This is a genomic window from Agromyces italicus DSM 16388, assembly GCF_000421545.1.
In the GTDB taxonomy this organism is placed as follows: domain Bacteria; phylum Actinomycetota; class Actinomycetes; order Actinomycetales; family Microbacteriaceae; genus Agromyces; species Agromyces italicus.
The window spans coordinates 721,252-743,136 of the sequence record NZ_ATXF01000005.1 but is presented as its reverse complement, the minus strand read 5'-3'; the positions used below and the strand labels follow the sequence as shown (position 1 = coordinate 743,136).

Below are 21,885 nucleotides of genomic sequence, written 5' to 3'. Positions count from 1 at the left end.
CGGTCACCTCCGCCGAGACACTCGAAGGGAGAAGCATGACTGGATTCACCAGCCGCGCGCGCAAGCGTGCGGTCGCGGTCGTCCCGGTGCTCGCACTCGCCGCCACCGGAATGGTGTCGTTCGGCGTGAGCACCGCAGCCGCGGCTGAATCACCGGTATCGCCGCCGGTGATCAGCGACTCGGAGTACTACATGAACTACGTCGCCCCCCGTGCGGAGGCCGTCGTGGGCGCCGATGACGAAGCCGCCTTCGACATCCACGGCAACAAGGTCGCCGCCCCGAGCGCCGAGGACGCGCTGGCGACCGCCATGGAGATCGACGCGAAGTTCGCCGCAGGCAACCCGCAGGCCGCGGGCGGCCTGGCGAAGCTCGAAAACAAGTCGAACGAGACCGGCAAGAGCCCGAAGCAGCTCAAGCAGGAGCAGCTGAAGGCGAACACGAACGCCAAGAAGCCGAAGAAGTCGCCCAACTACAAGCAGGCCGACGTCACCCAGGAGGCCAAGCTCCTCACGATCCTCGTCGAGTTCAACGACGAGGCGAACGACGACTTCACCGGCAGCTACGTCCCGACCGAGTTCGGTGCGACCACCTGCAAGCCCGGCAACGTCCAGAACGGGCCCCTTCACAACGGCATCCCGAACCCCGCCGACTACGAGCTCGAAGACAACAACTCGATGTGGGTGCCCGACTTCTCGTCGGAGCACTTCAACAAGATGCTCTTCACCGACGAAGGCATCACCGAGCGCGTCCGCACCGACCTCACGGGCCCCGACGGCAAGCCCGGCTTCGACATCTCGGGCTACACGATGAAGTCGATGTACGAAGAGATGTCGCGCGGCGCCTACACCGTCACCGGTGAGGCGACCCCGTGGATCACGGTCCCGCACTCCGAGGCTTACTACGGCGCCACGGTGTGCCACCAGAACGAAGAGGGCGTCTACGAGGCCGGTCCCATGCAGGACCAGCAGGGCCACCCCGACAACCCGAAGGGCCCCGGCCAGCTGCCGATCGACGCGGTCGCAGCCCTCGCGGAGGCGCAGCCCGACTTCCCCTGGGTCGACTACGACATCGAAGACCAGGGCGACCGCGACGGCGACGGCAACGTCAACGAGCCCGACGGCGTGATCGACCACGTCGTGCTCGTCCACGCGGGTGAAGACAAGTCCGGCGGCGGCGGCGCGCAGGGCACCTACGCGCTGTGGGCGCACTCCTCGGCCGTCCTCGGCGGAGCGACGATCCCCGGCACCGACCTCAAGCTGTCGAACTACATCGTGCAGCCCGAAGACTCGGGCGTCGGCGTGTTCGCGCACGAGTACGGCCACGACCTCGGCCTGCCCGACCTCTACGACACCTCGAACGCCGGCAGCAGCGACATCGACTTCTGGGACCTCATGAGCTCGGGCTCGCACTCGGGCCCGATCTTCCAGTCGATGCCGACGCACATGGGCCTCTGGGACAAGTGGGTGCTCGGTTGGGCCGACCCGCAGGTCGTGAACCCCGGTGACGACGAGACGACCGTCAAGGTCGGCCAGAACTCGCGCCCCCTCAAGGGCAGCGAAGACGGCGTGAAGGTGAACCTCCCCGACAAGACCATCAACCTCGCCGACCCGCACAGCGGCGAGAACATGTGGTACACCGGGGCCGACCAGGACTGGGGCGACATCCGCATCGAGCGCAAGCTCGACGTCGGCGCCGACGCGAAGTTCTGGATGTGGAACAACTTCGTGATCGAATCGGACTGGGACTTCGGCTTCGTCGAGATCTCGACCGACGGCGGCACCACGTGGACCGACCAGAAGGTCTACAACGCCGACGGCTCGGAGGCCACGACCCCCGACGGCTACCCCGACCCGAACGGCAACCTGCACGGCTTCGGCGACCGCAAGTACGGTCTCACCGGTGACTCGCACGGCTGGCAGAACCAGTACGTCGACCTCACGGCCTACGCCGGGCAGTCGATCGACCTCCGTCTCCGCATGGCGACCGACGCCGCCTTCCAGGAGCGCGGCTGGTTCGCCGACGACTTCTCGCTCACGAGCGGCGCCACCACGACGTGGAGCGACGACGTCGAGTCGGGCGAGAGCGGCTGGACGCCCAAGGTCGGCACCTTCGCCGACACCACCGGCCCCGGCTGGCGCATCGACACCGGCACCTCGATCAAGGCGCAGTACTACCTGGTCGAGTGGCGCAACTTCGACGGCTTCGACGAAGGGCTGAAGTACGGCTACAACTCCGTCTACAGTGACGGCGCGTGGAAGGTCGAGAAGATCGCCTACAACGCACCGGGCGCGCTGGTCTGGTACCGCGACACCACGTACGGCAACTCGAACCAGATCCTCTCGAACGAGGCGGCGCTGCCGAGCTATGGTGCGAAGGGCGGGCTCCTGCTCGTCGACAGCCACTTCAACCCGCTGCAGCGCACCGGTGCCGCGGCCGACGCCGACCCGTCGACGCTGAACGTGATGCCCTCGCGCGCCCAGTCGTCGAACGCGTCGTTCGGTCTCACGAAGACGTACCCGTTCACCGAGTGCTTCATCGCGTCCGGCAACGAGTACTGCACCGACACCGCGGCCCTCGACCCGGTGAGCACCTTCACCGACGACCGCGGCTGGGTGCCCGGCTTCGCCCTGAACGAGGCGACCGGTCAGCTCTTCTACCGCGACCGCGACGCGTCGACCGTGGTTCCCTCGGTCGGCAACGCCCAGTACAGCACCCCGCTGTACGACCTCGCCGGCAACCGCCTGCCCGACTACGACGGCGTCGACGCCGGCGTCGGACCGTTCGGCTCGGGCAACCCCGCCGACGACGGCGTGGGTTACGGCACCGTGATCCAGGTCAAGAAGGCGTTCAAGGGCAACACCGCAGCGCTGATCAGCATCACGCCCCCCGCGGCAGGCTGAGCGGCAACGCAAGAGCACGACCGCACGACCGGCGAGGCGTCGGCCCCTCAGGGGGTCGGCGCCTCGCCCGGTTCACCCCGCGGCTTACGCCTGGGCGAACCCGTCGATCACGCGCCCCAGCATCGTCGCGAACTCATGGTCGCCGTCGGCGTCCAGTGCAAGACCGACGGTCTGCTCGACGAGCGGATGGCGCGTCTCCGACCAGAGCGGCTGCTGCACGGATGCCTCGACCGGCGCCGTGCGGCGGGCCGCCTCGAGCGCCGACTGCCCCACGACGAAGGCCCGCACGGCGTGGCCGGCGCGAGCGGCGTCATCGACGCGGAGCCCTGCCTCGACGAAGCTCTCGATGAGCCGTTCGGCGAGCGAGAGCGCGTTCGGGCCGTCGAGCGGGCCGCTCGTGACGAGCACGATCGACCCCGAGTGCTCCGCGAGCTTCGCTCGCAGCGCGAGCGCGAGCGCGAGGACCCGGTCGCGCCAGTCGGGCGCCGAGACATCCCCGACGCCGGCGAGCAGGTGCTCGACCATCGACTGAAGCAGGGCGTTCTTCGACGCGAAGTACGTGTACATCGCCGTGGGGGTCAGCCCGAGCGCGCCGGCGACGCCCCGCACCGAGACGGCGGCGAAACCCTTCTCCTCGAGGATCTCGAAGGCGGCATCGACGATGTCGGACTGGCTGACGCTGCGCCGGGGGCCGGGCTTCATGTGCGGTGATGCTCCTCTGGGTCGACGATCAACGGTACTCGACCGCGAACGCGCGAGCGCGCGTCAGAACGGCCAGAAGAGCGGCACGAGCAGCACCGCGACCGCGAGGAACAACAGCGTGAACGGCCAGCCGAAGCGGGCGTAGTCGCCGAAACGGTAGCCGCCCGGCCCCATCACCATGAGGTTGACCGGCGTCGCGATCGGGGTGAGGAAGGCCGCGGCACCGACCACCGTCAGGGCCATCAGGAACGGGCGGGCCGAGACGTCGAGCGCCGCCGCCGCCGAGATCGCGATCGGCGCGACGATGAGCACGGTCGCCGTGTTGCTGATCAGCTGGCCGAGTACGACGACCAGCACGCAGATCGCGAGCAGCACGACGAGCGGCCCACCCGGCCCGGCGGCGCCGACGAGCGCGTCGCCGACGAGCTCGGCCGCGCCCGTGGTCGAGAACGCCGTCGACATCGGGATCATCCCCGCGACGAGGATGACCGTCGTCCAGGAGACAGCCCGGTACGCCCGTCCGAGCGGGACCACGCCGGTGACGATCATCGCTCCGGCAGCGACCAGCCCGGCGACGACGGGCGGCACCAGCCCGGTCGCGAGCAGCAGCACCATCGCGGCGAGGACGACGATCGCGACGATGCCGCGGCGCCCGATCGGAGCCGCCTGCCCGCGCACCGACGCGGGCGAATCGACGACCCTCACGTCGTCGCCCGCGGTGTTCCGCTCGAGATCGTCCCAAGTGCCCTGGAGGAGCAGGACGTCGCCCACCTCGACGTCCGCCTCGGGGGCGGTGAGTTCGCGTCCGTTGCGAGAGACCGCGAGGATCACGAGCTTGCCGCTCGGCGTCGTCATTCCGGGGAACACCCGCATGCCGACGAGTTCGGAGCGAGGCGGCACGAGCACCTCGGCGACCCCGTTCTCGGCGTCGATCGTCACCGCCCGGCCACCGCCGTCGGCGGCCGCGAGCACGGAATAGTCGTCGAGGAGGGTGCAGGCGTGGTCGCTGAGGTCGCGCGGAACGGTGGCGGCGCTGCGCGCCGGAAGCATCCGCTCGCCGAGCAGCATGGTGAGCAGCACGGTGCCGATCACCAGCGGGACGCCGACGATCGCGAACTCGAAGAAGCCGAATGGCCCGCCCGCCGACTCCGCCGCGAACTCCGAGACGATCACGTTGACGGGCGTGCCGGTGAGGGCGAGCATCGAGCCCGCGTGCGCCGCGAAGGCGAGCGGCAGCAGCAGCTGCGACGGCGGCAGGCCGATGCGCACGGCGACGACGACCGTCATCGGCAGGAGCGCCGCGACGGCACCGTTGACGCTGATGAGCGCGGTGAGCAGGGCGACGAGCACCATCACGAGCACGAGCACCTTCCGGCGGCTCGAGCCGCCGCGAGCTGCCACGATGCGGCCGAGCCGGGCGGTGACGCCCGTCGCGTCGAGTCCCTCGCTCACGACGAAGAGGGCGGCGATGAAGAGCACGGTCGGGTCGGCGAAGCCGGCGAGCGACTGTTCGAGGGTGAGGATTCCGGTGGCCCAGAGCGCGAGCGCGACGCCGATCGCGGTCACCGCGACGGGGATCCGGCTCGTCATGAACGCCGCCACCGCGACGGCGAGGATCGCGAACGTCGCGACAACTGGCTCCATGGCGCTCAGGCTAGCGGGGCAATACAGTGAAGGCGAGCGGATGCCGCGACGAAGCGCATCCCGGATGGCCAATGCGAAGGGGACGCAGCGTGACCGATCCAGGATCGACCGAGACACTGCCGAAGACCTCGTGGCTCCCACTCATCGTGGTGGTCCTCACCCAGATCCAGGCGTCCTTCGCCGTGAATGCGCTCACGGTCTCGATGGCCGGGATCACGAGCGACCTCGACACGCCCGCGACCTCGGTCGGCATCGCGATCACCGCGGGCACCTTCGCGATGGCGGCCTTCATCCTGCTCGGTGCCAAGGTCGGATCGCGCTTCGGCACCCGCGGGGTCTTCCAGATCGCCGTCGCCGTGCACGGCCTCGCGATGCTCGGGGTCGCGCTCAGCGTGAGTCCGGCGATGCTCTTCATCGCGCAGGCCTCGTCGGGAGCGGTGATCGCGCTCATCGCGCCGGCGCTGACGGTGTTCATCGCGACGAACTACCACGGCGAGCAGCAGGGCAAGGCGATCGGCCTGCTCGCCGCGGCCATCCCCGCGGCCGGTGTCCTCGCCCTGCTCGTCGCAGGCACCTTCGCGACCACGATCGGGTGGCGGTGGTCGTTCATCCTCATGGTGGCCCTGGCCGTCGTGAACCTGCTGCTGAGCTTCCTCGTGAAGAAGGTCCCCGCGCAGCCCGGGCTCACGATCGACTGGACCGGTGCACTGATCGCCGCCGTCGCCGTGATCCTGCTCAGCTTCGGATTCAGCGGCCTCGCGACCTGGGGCGTCTGGCTCGCGACGCCGCAGGCGCCGTTCGACGTGCTCGGCATCTCGCCCGCGCCGCTGCTCGTGATCGCGGGGCTCGTCGTCGGGCAGGTCTTCTTCTCCTGGCTGCGACGCCGGGCGCGCGAAGGCGGGCCGCGCATCTTCGACCTGCGTGTGCTCGCGACGGGCTCCGAGCGGGCGGTCACCGCCTGCATGGCGACCATGCTCTTCGTCGGGACCGCGGCGAACTTCCTCATCCCGCTGTACATCCAGGTGGTGCAGGGGCGTTCGAGCATCGAGACCTCGTTCTCGATCATCCCGTACACGTTGTCGATCTTCCTCGCCTCGACGTTCGTCGCCTACCTCTACGGCCGCTTCACGCCGCGAGTGCTCGCGACCGCCGGCTTCATCGTCGTGGCATCCGCGCTCACCCTGCTCGCGTTCACCGTGCGCGGCGAGTGGAGCCAGGGCTTCGTCGTCTCCGGGCTCATCCTGCTCGGTCTCGGGCAGGGAGCGATCGTCGCCCTCGTCTTCAACACGCTGCTCTCGGCGGCGCCGAAGCAACTCGCCGGCGATGTCGGCGCCTGGCGCGGTCTCGTGCACAACCTGTCTGGCTCGGTCGGCATCGCGGTCGCGAGCGCCTTCGCGGTGGGCACGCTCTCGACGATGCTGCTCGTCGGCGCGCAGGAGCACCCCGAGATCAGCGACGAGCTCATCGCGCAGGTGAACATCAACGAGGCGAACTTCCTGACGAACGAGCAGCTCGCCGCGATCCTGGCCGATCGGGCGAGCGGACCGGAGCTCGACGCCGCCCTCGCGGTGAACGCCGAGGCGCGATTGCAGTCGCTGCAGATCTCCCTGCTCGGGCTCGCCGCATTCTCACTGCTCGCGATCGTGCCGGCGACCCGTATGCCCGGGCGTCGAGAGGGCGACCTGCCCGAGAAGCTCGAACCGGACGACGACGACGAGATCGACCCCGTCGTCGACCCGACCCTCGACCCGGTCGTCGAACCTGTCGTCGAACCTGTCGTCGAACCGACCTAGAAGGAGGCGCGCGCATGACCCGCGACCCGCTCATCCCCGACGGCTTCACGCCGATTCCCTCGCTCGACCGCTCCGACACGGTGTCGGTCGCCGTCGTCGACGAGCTCGACGAATCCTCGCTCGAGGTGATCGGTGTGCTCGTCTCGAGCGACGGCGAACTGCCCGCCGGCATCGATCTCGACCGCGAGGCGCTCGCGCGCTCGGGCTTCGAGTCGAAGCCCGGGACGACGCTCGTCCTCCCCTACGGTTCAGGGCCGCTGCTCGTGCTCGTCGGGGTCGGTCCCCTCGCCGAGCTCGGTTCGAACGGCCTGCGCGACGCCGGCGCAGCCTTCGCCCGCGCGAGCGCGAAGTTCGCTCGCATCGGCCTGCGGGTGCCGTCGACGGGCAGCGCCGAGGCGGCCGGGGCGGCACAGGCGCTCACCGAGGGCGCGCTGCTCGCGCGCTACCGCTTCGACACACTGAAACGCGAAGCGAAGGACGTCGCGCTCGGCCGCGTCGAGCTGCGCATCGACGGCGCGGATGCCTCGCAAGCGGCCGCGGGCGTCGAGCTCGGTCTCGCCACGGCCCGCGCCGCGAACCTCGCCCGCGACCTCGCGAACTGCCCGCCGGGGCACCTGACCGCGACCGTGATGGCCGAGGTCGCCGTCGGGCTGGGCGAACGCTTCGGATTCGACGTCGAGGTGTTCGACAAGCGCCAGCTCATCGAGCTCGGTTGCGGGGGGCTGCTCGGCGTCAATCAGGGCTCGGCCGAAGAGCCCCGCATGGTCAAACTGCACTACACGCCCGACGGCGAGCCGACCGGGCATCTCGGCCTCGTCGGCAAGGGCATCATGTACGACTCGGGCGGCATCAGCCTGAAGCCGTCCGACCCGATGCACCTGCTCATGAAGATGGACATGGGCGGGGCCGCCTCGGTGCTCGCGACCTTCACCGCGCTCCGCGCACTCGGGGCGACCGCGACCGTCAGCGGCTGGCTCATGTGCACCGACAACATGCCCTCGGGGTCGGCGTACAAGCTCGGCGACGTCTTGACCGCGCGCGGCGGCACGACCGTCGAGGTGAAGAACACCGACGCTGAGGGTCGTCTCGCCATGATGGACGGCATCGTGCTCGCGAACGAGGACGGCGTCGACGCGATCGTCGACATCGCCACCCTGACGGGTTCGGCGCTCATGTCGCTCGGGCAGATCACGGCCGCGCTCCTCGGCAACGACGAGACCGTGCTCGGCGAGGTCGAACGGGCCGCGTCCGTCACCGACGAGCAGGTCTGGCGGCTTCCCCTCGAACGTCGGTACCGCAAGCAGCTCGATTCGGACGTCGCCGACCTCTCGAACCTCGGCGGCCCGTACGCAGGGGCGACGACCGCGGCACTGTTCCTCGATCACTTCGTCGGCGACACACCGTGGGCCCACCTCGACATCGCGGGAACGATGCAGTCGGATTCCGACGAGTCGTGGCGTTCGAAGGGCGCGACCGGTTTCGGCACGCGCATCCTGATCGAGGTGGCTCGGGGGTTCCGGGCGGGCGGGTGAGCGGGCGGGTCGCGTGCGCGTGCGCGTGACGGTCGTCGGCGATGCGCACGTCGAGGTGCACCGCGATGGGCGCGGCTCGCGAGAGTTCGTGGGCGGCCGCGGCGTCGATGCGGCGATCGGGCTCGCGGTCCTCGGCGACGAGGCGACGCTCGTCGCAGCGATCGGCGACGACCGAGACGGTGAACGAATCCGCTCCGTGCTGCACGACTTCGGCGTGCGCCTCGTCTCCGGCGGTGCGGTGCACGGCACGGCACGGGTGGTCGTCGATCGTCGCGACGGCCGTCGCAGCGTCCGATCCGAGGAGGTCGCCGCACCCGAGCAGACGGCTGCCCGCGGCATCCGCTTCGATAAGACGCGAGCGGCGATCGCCGTCGCCGACCTCGTCGTCGTGAGCGCGTTCGCTTTCGCGAACGACGCCCGATTCGACGAACTCGTCGCCGCGGTCGAACGCCCCGAGGCCCGGCTGCTCGTCGACGGCGACCCGCGACAGCCGGTCGACACCGTCGCCGCGGTCGCGCACCTTCTCGCTCACGGCGTTTCGAGGGGCTCGACCCAGGCGTGGGACGACGCGCTCGAAGCCGCGATGACGACCCTCGCCACGGCAGCACGGCCCGGTCGGCCCGCGCCGCGATCAGCGCAGTCGCCGACCGAGCGAGGCAGCTGAGGCGGCCGCCGTGTTCGGGTCGCCGGCCGTCGACCGCGTCAGCGGACGAGCCGAACGGTCATGACGTCCCAGGGCTCGAACGGCGCTTCGGTGCCGTCGGGTTCGAAGCCGTTCCGACGGTAGAAGGCCCGAGCCCTCGTCTCGCCGGCCATCGCCCACAGGTAGGCGGGCCGGTCGCCGATCGCGGCGTCGAGCAGCGCCTGGCCGAGCCCTGAGCCCTGGCGCGCCCCGAGCAGGTACAACCCCTTCAGTTCGAGGTCGCGCGGGGCATCGGGCTCGAGGGCGAGATCGACGGCGCGGGCGTCGGCGAAGCCGAGAATCCGCTCGCCTTCGACGGCGACGACGACCGTGCGCGCCGGGGAGGTGGCGTCGTCGAGCACCCTGCTCCACCCCTCGATGCGCTGGTCGAGGGTCCACGCCTCGATGCGCTCGCGCGTGACGAGACCCGATTCGATGTAGGTCGCCTGGTGGCTCTCCCAGTGCATCCTGGCGATGCCGAGCGCGTCGTCGGGTCGCGCTGTGCGGACGAACGGCGCGACACCGCTCCGGCCGGCTTCGTCGGAATGCGTCGTCATGGCCTGATCTCAGTCGAGGAGGCGCGCGCGAACGCGCACGAGATCGGATGCGGAGAGTCCGTTGTCGAGCAGGAACTCGGCGACGTCGAGGCCGTCGAGGAACTCGCCCAGTTCGCGCACCCGGCGCGAATCGAGCTCACCCGACCCGTCATCGGCGGCCGCCTCGCCGCCGATGACCGCGGTGTGCTCAGCGATCGCGCGGACTGCGGCGAGGTAGTCGGCGACGATCGCACCCCGGTCGACCTCGCACAGCTGCAACAGCATCGCAGTGATCATGCCCGTGCGGTCGCGGCCGTGGGCGCAGTGGAAGAGGACCGCGCCGACTCCCGCCTCGGCGCCAGGGCCTGCTCCGGCGCTCGCCTCGGCGCTTGCCTCGGCGAGATCGCCGAACACCGCCGCCACGAGTTCGGGCCAGCGTTCGAGCACCTCGGAGTAGTAGCCGGGCGTGTCGAGCCGGGGCCATCTGGCCATGAACTCGGCGTCGGACTGGTCTTCGATCGGGCGGTGGTACCTCGTGAACGGTGCGTCGATCACCGCACCGACCTCGTCGTCGTTGCGGAGGTCGATGATGGTGCGCACGCCCTCGTCGTAGAGCTCGGCGCGCCCCGCCGCGTCGAGGCCGTCGAGCAGCGCCGAACGATAGATGCGCCCCCGACGGATCGTGCCGCGTGCACCGTCGAGTCCGCCGAGATCCCAGGTGTTCGGAAGCCCGGCCCAGCCCATACGACGCGTCATGGGCTCGACGCTACCGGACCCGATTCGCGCGCACGACCCGGCGCCGCCCCCGTCGGATCACCACTCCTGCGCCGCAGGTTCACCGGTCTGCGCGAAGGCGTGCCGCGCGAAGCGCGAGTGTCGCGAAGGGCGAACGCCGGGAGTACGAGTGTCGACCATTACGTCACTGATACGCGAGCGGTATCGCTTCACGACCCGCGATCGACTTCCCCGACCGCCAGGAGTACGAGTGTCGACCATTACGTCACTGATACGCGAGCGGTATCGCCTCGCGACCCGCGATCGATCTCGCCGACCGCCGATACCACCCGCATATCAGTGACGTAGTCGGCGCGACGGGGTCGCCCGCTCCACGGCCCGCCCGACGTACCGGGTCTCGGGCGGCCGTGCCGTCCGCCGGGAACCGTCCGTCGCTGCCTGAAGCGCTCCAAGCGCCCGCGCGATCGGGCGATCGGGCGCCCGCGCGATCAGGCGATCGGGGCAGTCGGAGCGCGTGTGCGGACGGCAGGACTCGGCGTCGCGGCCAGTCGACCGCGCCGACGATCCGCTCAGCGCAGCGCGCCCGCGCGGTACGCCGCCTCGGTGCGGGTCGCGGCGCCGAGCTTGCGCAGGATCGCCGAGACGTGCACCGAGGCCGTCTTACCGCTGATGAAGAGCCGCTCGCCGATCTGGCGATTGCTGAGCCCCTCGGCGATGAGGCCGAGCACCTGGCGTTCGCGCGCGGTGAGTTCGGCGGTCGCGGCGGCATCGGCGTCGGATGCCGCGGCGCCGGCGATGCCCGCCACGTCGCCGCCGACCGGGCGATGCGCCCCGTCGAGCGCGATCGCCGCGGACGCCGCGACGCGTTCGACCCGCTCGCGAACGGCGGTGACCCCGGCGGCCTCGGCGCGGTCGAGCGCGAGTTGCAGCGTCGCCTTCGCCGCCGAGCGGTCGGCCTCGGCGAGTTCGGCCTCGGCGAGTCGCAAGAGTGCGTAGGGGTGGAGGTACCCGGGGACGCCCCCGCGTTCGGTCGCGTCGACCGCTCGCCGCCAGGCGACCGCGTTGGTGCCCGGAACCTGGGCGCCCGCCCCCTCGGACGCCTCGGCGAGTTCGGCCCCGACCAGGGCGACCCAGATCTCGTGGTGCGGCCAGAACGACGCCGCGTCGAGCAGTCGGTGGATCTCGGCCACCGCCCCCTCCGCCTCGGCCGCGACACCCTCTGGCACCGCATGCGGGCGCGCGGCGATCGCGGCGACGATGCGAGCGGCGACCCAGAAGCCCGGGTGGGCGTAGCCGGCATGCAGCGGGTGCTCTTCATGGAGCATGCCGCGGATCTCGCCCCAGGCCCCCGCGAGATCGTCGTTCGCGAGTGCGACCTCGGCCGCCATCTGCCCGACCGCGAGGCGGGTCTGCATCTCGACCGCCTGGACGCCCGCCATCATCGGCCGGACCCGACGCAGCGCCTCGGCCGCGCCGGCAGGATCGCCGCGCCACAGCATCGACCAGATGCGGGCGCGCTGCAGGTAGACGGTGAACGGCACCGGCGGGTCGAGCGACAGCGCCCGCTCGATGATCTCGCCGCCGCGCTCCCATTCGCCGAGCGCGAAGAGCGGGTCGACCGCGTTCGAGGCGAGCAGCACGCCGCTGCTGCGCTCGACGCCCTGGGCGCGTGCCCTTCCGAGGCCGTCTTCGGCGAGACGCACCGCCTCGGTGTAGTCGCCGATGAGGTACGCGATGTCGGAGGAGTTGACCCAGTAACGCAGGAGTGCGGCCCCGTCGCCCTCAGCGAGCTCGCGGGCCTCGGCGAGCATCTCGAGCCCGCGCTCGACCTCGCCGCCCACAGCGTGGCTGACGGCCGCGATGTTCATCGAGATCGAGGCCGAGCGCGGCAGGTCGTATTCGAGCGCGACGGCGAGACCCTGCTCGGCCGTCTCGATCGCTTCGGCCATGCGCCCCTCGATCATGAGTCGGCCGGCGAGCGTCGCGAGCGACCCCGCCTTGATCTCGGGGTCGCCGTCGTCGCCGAGCACCTCGAGCCCCTCTTCGAGGAGCGGGATCGATCCGGGCTTGCCGATCGCCGCGAGGTAGAGCGCCTTGTCTCGGAGGAACCGCGGGTACTGCGGATCGTCGCGCGGGCATTCGGCGAGCGCGGCCTTCACGAGCGCGAGCCCGCGCTCGACCTCGCCCGCGTTGCGCAGGTGCGAGGCCGTGCGGCCCATGAGCTCGAGCTTGCCCATGCCGGCTGCGGTCTCGGGGTCGGGAACCACGTCCCACAGTTCGAGTGCGCGTTCGCCGAAATGGGCCGCGGTCGCGTAGGCGGCCGCGGCGCGGGCCTCGCGCATGGCCTGGAGTGTCGCCGGGAAGGCGCGGGTCGCGTTGTGCGCACCGAGCCAGTGGTACGAGATCTCGGCGGCGAGGCGGCGCGAGCCGGCCCCGGCGGCGGCCTCATAGGCCTCGGCATATCGGGCGTGGAACCGGGCGCGCTCGCCCGGCAGCAGATCGTCGAGGATCGCCTCGCGCACGAGCGCATGCCGGAAGGAGTAGTCGTCGCCGTCGATCGTGAGGACGCCGTAGTGCACGCACTGGCGTGCGGCCGCGTCGAGCTCGGCGTCGTCGCCCCGGTACACCTCGGAGAGCAGGCCGTGCGAGACCCGCACCCCGCCCGTCGAGATGAGGCGCAACAGTTCTTGCGCCGACTCGGGCAGCCGCTCGTAACGGGCGAGGAGCAGCTCGCGGAGGGTGTCGGGGACGAAGCCCTCGTCGCGGCAGCCGTCGATGCCGACGAGTTCTTCGACGAAGAAGGGGATTCCGTCGCTGCGCCGGAAGACCGTCTCGAGCACCCGGTCGTTCGGCGCCTCGTCGACGACGAGCGACTTCACGAGCCGCTTGACCTGCCCCTTCGAAAGCCGCCCGAGTTCGAGGCGCTCGACCCAGCGGTCGCGCTCGGCCTCGGAGAGGAACGCGCGGACGGGGTGGCCGCGGGTGACGTCTTCGGTGCGGTAGCTGAGCACGGTGAGCACTCGGCTCGAGCCGAGGGCGCGCAGCAGGAAGCGCAGCAATGCGAGACTCGCCGCGTCGATCCAGTGGAGGTCTTCGATCACGAACACGATCGGCCGCTCACGAGAGAAGGTCTCGAGGAGCACCGCGATGCCCTCGTGCAGCTGGCCCGCGGCGATGCCGGCCCCCGGCACCCCGACCTCGCCCGACTCCGCGGCGAGCTCGGGCAGCAGCGCGACGAGCGCCGCCCGCCCCGGCCCGACCGCCTCGAGCACGGGAGCCGCGCCGACGTCGGCGACGAGCGCCCGCAGCGCCGTCTTGACCGGTGCGTACGGCGCGGCCACGCTGCCGAGGTCGACGCACTGGCCCGCGAGCAGCCGCACGTCACTCGGCAGCCGCTGCTGGAACTCGCTGATGAGGCGGGTCTTGCCGATGCCGGCCTCGCCCCCGACGATCACCGTGAACGGCGCGCCGGCGCGCACCTCGTCGAGGCGCTCGTCGAGCCGCGAGAGGTCGGCGCCGCGGCCGATCATGGCCGCTGCAGACATGGTCACGATCTCATCGTGCCACGGGCCGCCGACATGCGTCTCGGGGCGCCGCGAGGCCGCCGTCGCCGCGGGAGCCACGGCGGGCGCCGCCGCCGTGGCGCTCACCGCAGGACGGGACGCAGGCCGCGGCGACCGAAGGAACGGTGGTGGGCGACCGGCTCGGCCTGGCCTGCCGGTTCGCTCACGGCCGCACGCTCCTCCGCTGCGCGGCGGTGCGCGATGCGCCGCTCGGCCTGCAGCAGGTTCGCCTCGTGGGTGTGTACGGCGAGCAGTTCTGCTGAGTACTGCATGATCATTCCTTCGGTCTTCGGTGCGATCTGACGTCTCGATGGTGCTCGCTAAGGCGCCCCGGGCCCATCGGACGATCGCCCTATTTCGTGCCCGGGGCACCTCAGAGGCGCGAGCGGTCGTGGCGCGCCCTCAACGCGCGGACCGACTCGGGCAGGGGCGCACCCGTCGGGGTCAGTTCGGAGGGCTGCGGTTCGCCCCACACGCGTTCGAGCGGCACGACGCCCGCCCACTGCGAGTGATCCTCGCCGTCGTCGGGCGATTCGGATGCCCCGTTCGCACGCGCCTTCATGACGACGTCGTCCAGGGCGAGCCGGAGCACCCGGGTCGCCGCGACCTCCTTGCGCCGCATCCCGCGCACCTCTGCGGAGCGCCCGGGCATGAGCCGTTCGGAGAGCGCGAGCAACGCGGCATCCGCCTCGTCGGAGCCGACCTCGTCGAGCACGCCGTACGCGACCGCGCTGCGGTAGTTCATCGAGCTGTCGAAGAGCGAGCGCGCGAAGACGAGTCCGTCGAGGGCGGTGACCGAGAAGGCGACGGTTGCCCGTTCGGCTGCGGCGCGGAGGGCGAAGCCGCCGCCCGTCGAACCGTGCACGTAGATCGCCTCGCCGATGCGGGCGTAGCCCATCGGCACGACGATCGGCAGGCCGTCGGCGACCGCGGCGAGATGGCCGACGAGTTCGGCGTCGAGCAGCTCGAAGAGGGCGTCGCGGTCGGTGGTCTGGCGTTCGGGCAGGCGGCGGATGCGTCGTGCCTGGCGGTCGGCGGACGTGTCGATCGTGGTCATGGCTCGAGTCTCGGACGTACACTGGCCACACCTGCAGTCCAGTTGCTGCGATTCCGACCAGTCCAGTGAGGAGCAGCCGTGGACGGTCCCCTGCTCGTGCTCGACCCTCGCGACGGCGCTCCCATCGGCGTCCGACTCGTCGACGGCGTCCGTCGGGGCATCCTCGGTGGGCTCCTCGCCCCCGGCGATCCCGTGCCCTCCACGCGGGCGCTCGCCGCCGAACTCGGCGTCTCGCGCAGTTCGGTCGTCGCCGCGTACGAGCAGCTCGCCGGCGAGGGCTACCTCGAACTGCGCCAGGGCGCGCCGACCCGGGTGGCCCGGCTCGTCGTCGAGCCCGAGGCATCCGCACCCTCGCTCTCGCCGTCGCCGTCGCCGGTCGCGGGGCCGAGCGACCGAACCGGGCCCGAGGCCCCCCGCGGCGACGAACCCCCACTCCTCCGCATCGACCTGCTGCCCGGCATCCCGTCGACCGCCCGCATCGACGAGCGCGCCTGGCGATCGGCCTGGCGGCGGGCCGCCGCCGCACCGATCCCCCGGTCGTCGCCGCCGCGGGCGGGCCTCGCCGGGCTGCGCGTCGAGATCGCCGACCACCTCAGGCAGGCCCGCGGGGTCGGCTGCACGAGCGACGACCTCGTCGTCACCGCGGGCACGAGCGACGCGTTGGGCCTCCTCGGCGCCGCGCTCCTCGAACTCGCGCGCGACGACGGCGGAGCGGGCGGCGCGCCCCCCGTCGTCGCCGTCGAGCACCCCGGCTACCCCTCGGCGCGACGCCTGCTCGAGCGGCGGGGGCTGGTGATCGCCCCACTCCCGGTCGACGCCGACGGCCTCGACCTCGACGCGCTGCGGCGGATGCCCCGCCCTCCGCAGGCCGTCATGGTCACCCCGAGCCACCAGTACCCGCTCGGCGGGCGGCTGCCCGTGGCATCCAGGCTCGAACTCATCGACTGGGCGCGGGCGACCGGGGCGCTCATCATCGAGGACGACTACGACAGCGAGTTCCGCCATCTCGGCGCGCCGCTGCCCGCCCTCGCCTCGCTCGACCGGCTCGGCGCCGCGGGCGGCCGCACGGGGCCCGGCACCGAGCGCAGCTCCGAGCGCACCGTGCTCGTCGGCAGCTTCTCGAAGGTGCTCACCCCGTGGCTGCGCCTCGGCTACCTCGTGCTGCCGGCCGACCCCGCGCTGCGCGCCGCGGTCCTCCGGATCCGAGCAGACGAGCCGTGCCCCGTCGCCGGTCCGGCCCAGGAGGCCATGCGGGTGTTCCTCGCCTCGGGAGCGCTGCGCCGTCACATCGCGGCCACCCGGCGTGACTACGCGCACCGTCGGCGCATGGTGCAGTCGGTGCTCGGCGAACTGCCCGGCGCACCGCTCAGCGGACTCGACGGCGGCCTGCACGCGGTCGTCGGACTGCACGACGCCGAGGCTTCCGCCGCGATCGTCGCCCGGCTCGCCGAAGAAGGCGTCGGCGTGGCGCCGCTCGCCGACTACTCGGCGGTGCCAGGCGAACGGCCGGGCGGGATCGTCTTCGGCTACGCCGGCGTCGGCGACGCCCTCCTGGGCGAAGGGCTCGCGCGCATCCGCGCGGCGCTCGTCGACACCCTCGCCCCCGGCAGGCGTGAGTGAGGCGGGCGCTTGCTGCGGATGAATCCGCGGGTGCATGATTGCGGTGAGACCGTCAACACCGGCAACGTCGTCAACCTCGACTGTGCGAAGACGGGCCGAGTTCGAGGCATCCGCTATGAACGAAATCGTCACCATCGCCCCGTGGAACCCGTGGCCGCTCGCGATTCCCGTCGTGATCGCGGGGGCGGGCGTCGTCGTGTCGAGCCTCGGAACACGACGGAGGTCGAAGCCCGTGCGCGAGCTCGGCTCGGGGATCTTCCTGATCGCCGTCATCGCCTTCGCCGCGATGTTCGGCGTCATGCCCGGATCGTGGGACCAGGGCGAGCGCCGGGAGACGCTCATCGCCGCCGGCTACGACTCGCCGACCTTCTCGGCCGAGCAGGTCGTCGGCCCGGGCGAACCCGCGGCGGTCGCGTTCCAGGCCGAGCGCGACGGCACCCGCGTGCGCGGGGTGCTCAGGCACCAGGGCGGCTCGGAGTGGGAGATCGCCGAGATCGTAGAGGACACCTGATCAGGACACCCGATCGGGACACCCGATCGGGTCGCCCCGGGCGGATCCCCTGTTTCTCAGGAGCTGCGGGCCCGGGCCAGGTGTTTCTCAGGACGTTCGGCGGCCGATTCGCCCCAATCGGCCAGTTTGCTCCTGAGAAACCACGGGGGGCTCCTGAGAAACCACGGGGGGCGTCGGGCGGGGGTGGGCCGTTCCCGAAATGCGGGCGAGCACGTAGCGTGGGGAGGGTGCTGACTCCACCTGTGCCGAAGAAGCGACCGATCGAACGCGTGCACCACGGCGACGTCGTCGTCGACGACTACGAGTGGCTGCGCGACAAGGACGACCCCGAGGTGCTCGCCCACCTCCACGAGGAGAACGCCTTCACCAAGGCGCGCACCGAGCACCTCGCCATCCTTCAGGAGCAGATCTTCGAGGAGATCAAGCACCGCACGAAGGAGACCGACCTCTCGGTGCCGGCTCGAGAGGGCGATTGGTGGTACTACAGCCGCACCGTCGAGGGGCAGCAGTACGCCATCCACTGCCGGGTGCCCGCGGCCGGCCCCGACGACTGGGAGCCGCCCGTCACCGACGACTCGGGCGCGCCGCTGCCCGGTGAGCAGATCCTCCTCGACGACAACGTCGAGGCCGAGGGGCACGAGTTCTACGCGCTCGGCAGCTTCGACCTCACGGCCGACGGCCGCGCGCTGCTCTACGCCGTCGACGTCGAGGGCGACGAGCGGTACACGATCAGGCTGCGATCGCTGGATGCCTCGGGGCGCGAGTTCTCCGACGTCATCGAGAACACCGCGGCGGGCGCCGTCTTCGACCCGAGCGGCCGCTACCTCTTCTACGCGACGGTCGACGAGGCCTGGCGCCCCGACACCATCTGGCGGCACGAGGTCGGCACCGAGGCATCCGCCGATGTGGCGATCTTCAGCGAGCCCGACGAGCGGTTCTGGCTCGGTGTGGGCCTCACCCGCAGCCGCAAGTACCTCGTCATCGAGGCCGGTTCGAACATCACGAGCGAGACCCGGCTGCTGGATGCCTCGGACCCGACGGGGACGTTCGCCGTCGTCTGGCCGCGGAAGGACGGCGTCGAGTACGACGTCGAGCACGTCGTCGCGGGAGGCAGGGATCGACTGCTCATCACGCACAACGACGGGGCGGTGAACTTCGAACTCGTCTCGGTCGCCGCCGACGACCCGCAGGGTCCGCGCCGCATGCTGCTGCCGCACAACCCAGAGGTGCGCATCGAGGGGGTCGACGGATTCCGTGACTTCGTGGCGCTCGAGTACCGCCGTGACGGGCTGCCGCGGGTCGCGATCGCGAAGGTGGCGACGTCGGTCGAGCGGGTTGAGGAGCGCCCGACGCAGGAGGACGCGTCTCGAAACCGCGAGACGGAGGTCGAGCGGGTTGAGGAGCGCCCGACGGAGGAGGACGCGTCTCGAAACCCGGAGCCCGACGACACCCTGCACGAGCTCGCCTTCGACGAGGAGCTGTTCTCGGTCGGCCTCGGCGGCAACCCCGACTGGGCGCAGCCCACCCTGCGCCTCGGCTACACGAGCTTCGTGACGCCCTCGACCGTGCTCGACCTCGTCGTCGCGACGGGCGAGCGCAAGCTGCGCAAGCGCCAGGCCGTGCTCGGCGACTACGACCCCGCCCGCTACGCGCAGCGCCGTGAGTGGGCGGTCGCCGACGACGGCACCCGCATTCCGATCTCACTGGTCTACCGGCACGACCTCGTGACCCTCGGCGAGCCGGCACCGACGCTGCTCTACGGCTACGGCGCCTACGAGTACTCGGTCGACCCGGGCTTCGCCATCCCCCGGCTGTCGCTGCTCGACCGCGGCATGGTGTTCGCCGTCGCGCACGTGCGCGGCGGCGGCGAGATGGGCCGGCTCTGGTACGAGCACGGCAAGAAGCTCGAGAAGCGCAACAGCTTCACCGACTTCGCCGCCGTCGCCCGCCACCTGATCGACGAGGAGATCACGGCGTCCGACCGGCTCGTCGCGCACGGCGGCAGCGCCGGCGGCCTCCTCGTCGGCGCGGTCGCGAACCTCGCGGCGAAGTACTTCTCGGGGTTCCTCGCCGACGTGCCGTTCGTCGACCCGCTGACCTCGATCCTCGACCCCTCGCTGCCGCTGACGGTCATCGAGTGGGACGAGTGGGGCAACCCGCTCGACGACGAGGAGGTGTACGCGTACATGAAGTCGTACTCGCCGCTCGAGAACGTGCACGACGGCGCCCACGGCGGCCGGCACTACCCCCCGATCCTCGCCGTCACCTCGCTCAACGACACGCGGGTGCTCTACGTCGAGCCGGCGAAATGGGTGGCCCGGCTGCGCGAGGTCGGCGCCGACCCGCTGCTGAAGATCGAGATGGCGGCCGGTCACGGCGGGGTGTCGGGGCGATACTCGGCCTGGCGCGAACGCGCCTTCATGTACGCCTGGCTCATCGACGCGGCGGGGGCGCACCCGAGCGGGGAGTGACCCCGTCGGCGGGTAGAGGAGCGCCCGACGGAGGAGGACGCGTCTCGAAACCCGGCCCATCTCCTCAGCGCGGCACGTCGTAGGTGATGTGCGTGACCAGCTCGGTCTGGAGCACGTCGATCGGGGTGAGCTCGAGGTCGAGGCCCTCGAACAGGCACTCGCCCGAGCCGAGCATGATCGGCGAGACGCTCACGATGATGCGGTCGATGAGCCCCGCGGCGAGGTACTGGCGCACCGTGCTCGCGCCGCCCGCGACCGAGATGCGGCCTGCTCCGCCGACGGCGGCGCGCGCCCGCGCGAGGGCGTCGTGGATGCCGGTGGTCACGAAGTGGAACGTCGTGCCGCCCTCCATCTCGACGGGTTCGCGGGGGTAGTGCGTGAGCACGAACACGGGGCCGTGGTAGGGCGGGTCTTGGCCCCACCAGCCCTTCCATTCGTCGTCGGGCCATTCGCCTCGGATCGGGCCGAACATGTTGCGCCCCATGATGTAGGCGCGCGGCGCGAGGATCTGCTCGACGATCGGCTGCGCCTCGTCGGGCTGCTCGAACATCCAGCGGTGCACCGCCTCGCCGCCCTCGCCGAGCGGGTCGTCGAGCGTCTGGTTCGGGCCCGCGACGAAGCCGTCGAGCGAGACCGAGAGATTGGCCGTCACGAGGCCGTCGTCGAACGTCATGCGCTGCACACTACGCTGCGGCACCGACGCCCGCCACGAAGCTTCGAGAGCCTCATGCGAGCGCATCGATTCCGCGCTGAGCGAGCAGCGTTCCGGATGTCGCAGGCCGCTGCAAGACTGGCGAAATGTCTCTTCTCACAGAACTGAGCGAGCACCTCCCAGGCCGGGCGCACGGTCCCGGCACCACCGAGTACGACGCGGGGCGCACCGTCTTCGCCGGCGTCGGCGAACCCGCGGCCGTCGTCCGGCCGCACACCGCCGACGAGGTCGCCGCCGCGGTCGCGCATGCCGCGGCCGACGGGCTCTCGATCGCCGTCCGCAGCGGCGGGCACGGCCAGCTCCCCGTCGACGACGGCCTCGTCATCGACCTGGCGGAGTTCGACACGATCGAGGTCGGCGACGACGGGCTCGCCACCCTCGGCCCCGCCGCGCACTGGGGCGACGTCGCGGCGGCGCTCGCGCCGCGCGGCCTCGGCATCAGCTCGGGCGACACCCGTCAGGTGGGCGTCGGCGGGCTCCTGCTCGGCGGCGGCATCGGCTGGCTCGTCCGCACCTACGGCCTCACGATCGACGCGCTCCGCGAGGTCGAGCTCGTCACCGCGGCGGGCGAGGTGCTCACCGTGAACTCCGAGTCGCACCCCGAGCTCTTCTGGGCGCTCCGCGGCGGCGGCGGCAACTTCGGCGTCGTCACCCGGTTCACCGTGCAGGCGAGCCCCGTCGACGGGCTCGTCGGGGGGTCGATCCACTTCGACCGCAGCGAGGTGCCGACCGTGCTGCGGTCGTGGCGCGAGGTGATGCGGGCCGGCGGCGACGAGTTCAACTCGACGATCATGCTCATGCCCCCGATGGGGCCCGAGATGCCCGGCGGCCTGCAGGCCGGCATCGCCCTCCGCGGCTCCGAGGGCGAACTGCACGAACTGCTCGCACCGCTGCTCGCGCTCCCCTCGGTCACGAAGGTCGACCTCGCGCCGATCGCCTACGGCGATCTGCTCGAAGACGCCCCGCCCGGCCGGCCGCCGTTCCAGTTCGTCGGCGGCAACGGCTTCGCGCCAGAGCTCACCGACGAACTGCTCGAGGCGGTTGCGGCCGCGTACGCCCGCGACGTACCGACGATGGCGCTGCTGCGGGCGCTCGGGGGTGCGTTCTCGAGGGTCGATGCCGATGCGACCGCGATCGCCCATCGCGGGGCCGAGGCACTCGTCGTCGTCAACGGCGTGCTGCCGGCCGACGCCGAGCCCGAGCTCGTCGCGGCCGTGAAGGCCGGCAGCGATGCGGCGCTCGCGTCCACGACCGGCTCGTACGGCGGTTTCGAGGCGAACCGCAGCGACGAGATCACGGCCTCGATGTACCCGCCGGCGACGCTCGAGCGGCTGCGGCGGGTGAAAGCCGAGGTCGATCCGGGCAACTCGTTCCGGCGCAACCACAACATCAGGCCGGCGTGAGACGACGGGGCTCGGCCCGCCCGC

Annotated in this window: 16 protein-coding genes; 8 read left to right on the top strand and 8 right to left on the bottom strand. The window is 71.4% G+C overall.

Translation table 11 applies throughout. The features are described from left to right. Positions 1-35: 35 nt before the first annotated feature. Positions 36-2,900, top strand: coding sequence for an immune inhibitor A domain-containing protein (locus tag H516_RS0107890; RefSeq protein WP_022889183.1), 2,865 nt, complete (start codon positions 36-38; stop codon positions 2,898-2,900). An 84-nt stretch (positions 2,901-2,984) separates the two neighbouring features. Here H516_RS0107890 and H516_RS19075 read toward each other — a convergent pair whose 3' ends face one another. Next, positions 2,985-3,602, bottom strand: coding sequence for a TetR/AcrR family transcriptional regulator (locus H516_RS19075; protein WP_022889182.1), 618 nt, complete (start codon positions 3,600-3,602; stop codon positions 2,985-2,987). A 63-nt stretch (positions 3,603-3,665) separates the two neighbouring features. Further along, entirely contained in the window at positions 3,666-5,246 is a 1,581-nt protein-coding gene (locus H516_RS0107880) for an SLC13 family permease (protein WP_022889181.1), read from the bottom strand. 89 nt (positions 5,247-5,335) lie between these two features. Here H516_RS0107880 and H516_RS19070 point away from each other — a divergent pair, with 89 nt between their 5' ends. Genes H516_RS19070 through H516_RS19065 form a run of 3 tightly spaced genes read left to right on the top strand, consistent with a single transcriptional unit; the run spans position 5,336 to position 9,235 of the window. Further along, positions 5,336-7,039 carry an MFS transporter gene (locus H516_RS19070; protein WP_022889180.1) on the top strand — a complete coding sequence of 568 codons (1,704 nt, stop codon included), beginning with the start codon at positions 5,336-5,338 and terminating at the stop codon, positions 7,037-7,039. A 14-nt stretch (positions 7,040-7,053) separates the two neighbouring features. Continuing rightward, complete coding sequence (locus tag H516_RS0107870) at positions 7,054-8,571, top strand: leucyl aminopeptidase (RefSeq protein WP_022889179.1); 1,518 nt, start codon at positions 7,054-7,056, stop codon at positions 8,569-8,571. Positions 8,572-8,584: 13 nt separating this feature from the next. Next, a complete protein-coding gene (locus H516_RS19065; RefSeq protein ID WP_022889178.1) occupies positions 8,585-9,235 on the top strand; it encodes a PfkB family carbohydrate kinase in 651 nt (216 codons plus the stop codon). A 38-nt stretch (positions 9,236-9,273) separates the two neighbouring features. Here H516_RS19065 and H516_RS0107860 read toward each other — a convergent pair whose 3' ends face one another. The 5 genes from H516_RS0107860 to H516_RS0107840 all read right to left on the bottom strand — a co-directional run bounded on the left by H516_RS0107860 (position 9,274) and on the right by H516_RS0107840 (position 15,144). Then, positions 9,274-9,810 carry a GNAT family N-acetyltransferase gene (locus H516_RS0107860; protein WP_022889177.1) on the bottom strand — a complete coding sequence of 179 codons (537 nt, stop codon included), beginning with the start codon at positions 9,808-9,810 and terminating at the stop codon, positions 9,274-9,276. Between the two features lie 9 nt (positions 9,811-9,819). Beyond that, on the bottom strand, positions 9,820-10,545 hold the full coding sequence (locus H516_RS0107855) for a tyrosine-protein phosphatase (RefSeq protein ID WP_084620453.1): 726 nt from the start codon (positions 10,543-10,545) through the stop codon (positions 9,820-9,822). Positions 10,546-11,093: 548 nt separating this feature from the next. Further along, positions 11,094-14,174 carry a helix-turn-helix transcriptional regulator gene (locus H516_RS0107850; RefSeq protein WP_022889175.1) on the bottom strand — a complete coding sequence of 1,027 codons (3,081 nt, stop codon included), beginning with the start codon at positions 14,172-14,174 and terminating at the stop codon, positions 11,094-11,096. Continuing rightward, positions 14,171-14,359: a hypothetical protein gene (locus H516_RS0107845; RefSeq protein ID WP_157432181.1), complete on the bottom strand. Its 189-nt coding sequence runs from the start codon at positions 14,357-14,359 to the stop codon at positions 14,171-14,173. The genes H516_RS0107850 and H516_RS0107845 overlap by 4 nt, the downstream gene beginning before the upstream one ends. A gap of 101 nt (positions 14,360-14,460) precedes the next feature. Further along, positions 14,461-15,144, bottom strand: coding sequence for a pyridoxamine 5'-phosphate oxidase family protein (locus tag H516_RS0107840; RefSeq protein WP_022889173.1), 684 nt, complete (start codon positions 15,142-15,144; stop codon positions 14,461-14,463). Positions 15,145-15,222: 78 nt separating this feature from the next. Between H516_RS0107840 and pdxR the strand changes: the two genes are divergently transcribed. From pdxR to H516_RS0107825, 3 genes are all read left to right on the top strand, one after another. Next, positions 15,223-16,764, top strand: a complete 1,542-nt coding sequence (pdxR, locus tag H516_RS0107835) for a MocR-like pyridoxine biosynthesis transcription factor PdxR (RefSeq protein ID WP_022889172.1) — start codon at positions 15,223-15,225, stop codon at positions 16,762-16,764. A 115-nt stretch (positions 16,765-16,879) separates the two neighbouring features. Beyond that, positions 16,880-17,275, top strand: coding sequence for a hypothetical protein (locus H516_RS22695; protein ID WP_022889171.1), 396 nt, complete (start codon positions 16,880-16,882; stop codon positions 17,273-17,275). Between the two features lie 227 nt (positions 17,276-17,502). Further along, a complete protein-coding gene (locus H516_RS0107825; protein ID WP_022889170.1) occupies positions 17,503-19,746 on the top strand; it encodes a S9 family peptidase in 2,244 nt (747 codons plus the stop codon). 64 nt (positions 19,747-19,810) lie between these two features. On the opposite strand, the gene H516_RS0107820 is transcribed toward H516_RS0107825, so the two are convergent. Continuing rightward, the gene (locus H516_RS0107820) at positions 19,811-20,419 is read right to left on the bottom strand and encodes a dihydrofolate reductase family protein (RefSeq protein ID WP_026378558.1); all 609 of its coding nucleotides are present in this window, start codon (positions 20,417-20,419) and stop codon (positions 19,811-19,813) included. A 125-nt stretch (positions 20,420-20,544) separates the two neighbouring features. Here H516_RS0107820 and H516_RS0107815 point away from each other — a divergent pair, with 125 nt between their 5' ends. Further along, on the top strand, positions 20,545-21,861 hold the full coding sequence (locus tag H516_RS0107815) for an FAD-binding oxidoreductase (protein ID WP_022889168.1): 1,317 nt from the start codon (positions 20,545-20,547) through the stop codon (positions 21,859-21,861). The last annotated feature ends 24 nt before the right edge of the window (positions 21,862-21,885 follow it).

Excerpts from the sequence above, each read along its gene's own strand:
- H516_RS0107840 (WP_022889173.1), bottom strand. The coding sequence starts at position 15,144 with ATGACCACGATCGACACGTCCGCCGACCGCCAGGCACGACGCATCCGC.
- H516_RS0107870 (WP_022889179.1), top strand. The coding sequence starts at position 7,054 with ATGACCCGCGACCCGCTCATCCCCGACGGCTTCACGCCGATTCCCTCG.
- H516_RS0107890 (WP_022889183.1), top strand. The coding sequence starts at position 36 with ATGACTGGATTCACCAGCCGCGCGCGCAAGCGTGCGGTCGCGGTCGTC.
- H516_RS0107820 (WP_026378558.1), bottom strand. The coding sequence starts at position 20,419 with ATGACGTTCGACGACGGCCTCGTGACGGCCAATCTCTCGGTCTCGCTC.
- H516_RS0107860 (WP_022889177.1), bottom strand. The coding sequence starts at position 9,810 with ATGACGACGCATTCCGACGAAGCCGGCCGGAGCGGTGTCGCGCCGTTC.
- H516_RS0107855 (WP_084620453.1), bottom strand. The coding sequence starts at position 10,545 with ATGACGCGTCGTATGGGCTGGGCCGGGCTTCCGAACACCTGGGATCTC.
- H516_RS0107880 (WP_022889181.1), bottom strand. The coding sequence starts at position 5,246 with ATGGAGCCAGTTGTCGCGACGTTCGCGATCCTCGCCGTCGCGGTGGCG.
- H516_RS19075 (WP_022889182.1), bottom strand. The coding sequence starts at position 3,602 with ATGAAGCCCGGCCCCCGGCGCAGCGTCAGCCAGTCCGACATCGTCGAT.
- H516_RS0107815 (WP_022889168.1), top strand. The coding sequence starts at position 20,545 with ATGTCTCTTCTCACAGAACTGAGCGAGCACCTCCCAGGCCGGGCGCAC.
- H516_RS0107845 (WP_157432181.1), bottom strand. The coding sequence starts at position 14,359 with ATGCAGTACTCAGCAGAACTGCTCGCCGTACACACCCACGAGGCGAAC.
- H516_RS22695 (WP_022889171.1), top strand. The coding sequence starts at position 16,880 with ATGAACGAAATCGTCACCATCGCCCCGTGGAACCCGTGGCCGCTCGCG.